General features: G+C 58.7%; 2 protein-coding genes and 1 pseudogene. 2 read left to right on the forward strand and 1 reads right to left on the reverse strand.

Annotated elements, in window-relative coordinates; translation table 11 throughout:
• Together WBM93_RS14430 and WBM93_RS14435 are read left to right on the forward strand one after the other, a co-directional pair.
• Window positions 1–280, forward strand: a pseudogene (locus WBM93_RS14430) (sterol desaturase family protein); the annotation flags it as partial.
• Between the two features lie 9 nt (window positions 281–289).
• On the forward strand, window positions 290–1,147 hold the full coding sequence (locus WBM93_RS14435) for an ATP-grasp domain-containing protein (protein WP_424432563.1): 858 nt from the start codon (window positions 290–292) through the stop codon (window positions 1,145–1,147).
• Here WBM93_RS14435 and WBM93_RS14440 read toward each other — a convergent pair.
• Window positions 1,144–1,776, reverse strand: coding sequence for a glutathione S-transferase family protein (locus WBM93_RS14440; RefSeq protein ID WP_424432564.1), 633 nt, complete (start codon window positions 1,774–1,776; stop codon window positions 1,144–1,146). The genes WBM93_RS14435 and WBM93_RS14440 overlap by 4 nt on opposite strands.
• Between the last annotated feature and the right edge of the window lie 252 nt (window positions 1,777–2,028).

The raw sequence follows: 2,028 nt of genomic DNA on the forward strand, positions 1-2,028 counted from the left end.
GGAGCCGGGGACATGGATCGGACTCGGCATAATGTTCTACGGCATCATCTACACCCTGATCCACGACGGACTGGTCCATCAGCGCTACTTCAAATATGTCCCGAGAGGCGGCTATGCCAAACGGCTGGTGCAGGCCCACAAGCTGCACCACGCGACCTTGGGCAAGGAAGGCGGGGTGAGTTTCGGTTTTGTCTTTGCCCGCGATCCGGCGAAACTGAAGGCGGAGTTGAAGATGCAGCGCGAAGCTAGCACCGCTGTCGTGCGCGACGCTGTCGGCTAAGCCAGCAACTTGCCAAAAATATGTATATTGACCGCCGCACCCGATTATTTCGAGGATCTCGGCCCCCCGCGCCTTACCTATCAACGGCTGCTGGGCGACGATATCAGCTTCCGCCACTGGACCGATCCCGGCGATCTGGCGGAATATGATCTGGTTCTGCCGCTGCTGGTGTGGGGCTATCAGCGCGATTGCCCGCGCTGGTTTGCGCTGCTCGATCAACTGGAACAGCAGCAGATAAAGATCGCCAACCCGGTGTCGGTGCTACGCTGGAACAGCGACAAATCCTATCTGCTCGCGTTGGAAAAGGCCGGGGTAGCGGTGGTCCCGACCATGATCAGCGCGGCATTGACGACGAATGATATAACGGATGCCGCGCAAAAATTTTGTACCGATCAACTGGTGATCAAACCGCCCATCTCCGGCGGGGCGGATGGCACCTACCGGTTACAGAAGGACCAGCCTTTACCCGAAGATATCGCGGGCAAGACAATGTTGATCCAGCCCTTCCAGCCAGCCATTGCGCAGGAAGGCGAATATTCGCTCTTCTATTTCGGTGGCACGTTCAGCCACGCCATCCTCAAGCGGCCTGCTGACGGTGATTTCCGCGTCCAAGAATTTCTCGGCGGATCGGAAACCGGCGCAGACTGCCCCGAAGGCGCGCAGGGTTTGGCAGTATCGGCCTGCCAAGCCGCCGAGCAGATCTTGGGCATAGAAACATTGCTCTACACCCGCGTCGACATGCTCCGCGATCCGGAAGGAAATTTCCGCCTGATGGAACTGGAACTGATCGAGCCGTCGCTGTTTTTTCAGCATGCGGCGGACGAAGGTGCTTTGTTTGCCAGCGCTATATCGGTCTATTTGACCTAACTAGGCCGAGGCAACAACACCGGACCACCCAGTTCCACCGTCTTCTGATAGCCCGGTCGCGCGACCAGCGCCTCGAAATAGCGGGCGCAATTCGGACGGCCGTCGAGCTGCCCCAGTACTGCCCGCCCTTCCAGCATATAATGCAGGTTGATATCTGCGCCGGTGAATTTGTCGGCAACAAGGAAATCCTTGCCCTCTAGTTCGATCTCCAGATGGTCGAGCAGCTTGTCGACTTCCGCCTGCAAAAACCCGTTCAGCACGTCGGGCAATCCGCCGAGCATCGGCGCAATCCCGGTGATGATGAAGCTCATCCCCATCGTGCCCTCGGCGAAATGCAGCCATTCGAGATATTTGGCCCGCTGCGGATGATCGGGCGCAACGCCAAGCGCTCCATCGCTGTGCCGCTCGATCAGATATTCGATAATCGCACCGGATTCGACCATCACATGGCCGTCGACCTCGACCGTCGGCGCCTTGGCCAGCCGGTGCGCTTCGGCCAGTTCCGGCGGCGACCGCCGGGTCTTCGGATCGCGGTGATAGGTCACCATCTCATATTCGATGCCGCCCTCTTCACAGAGCCAGATGATACGGGACGAGCGGGAATAGCCGAGATGGTGCAGCTTGATCATGAGGGGCTCCTGTTTAGGTTTGGAGCAAATGTGCGGCAAAGGCGGCGAGCGGTCAACCGGACTTTGTGCTCCGCACATGTCTCATACCCGACAATCCGCGTTCCCTGCCGAAGGGCAGGGTCCAGAATGATCCTGAACGATCGCCGGACTCCAGCCTGCACTCGCACATCAATGCCCAACAACCCCCATGCTCTCGAACGGACGATCGCTTTCGCTATATTTCTCGACGATCGTCGCGCTGGCTTCGTTGAG

The organism is Parasphingorhabdus sp. (genome assembly GCF_049667325.1).
Taxonomy (GTDB): domain Bacteria; phylum Pseudomonadota; class Alphaproteobacteria; order Sphingomonadales; family Sphingomonadaceae; genus Parasphingorhabdus.

Coding starts and splice junctions, on each gene's coding strand:
- WBM93_RS14440 (WP_424432564.1), bottom strand. CDS start 1,776: ATGATCAAGCTGCACCATCTCGGCTATTCCCGCTCGTCCCGTATCATC.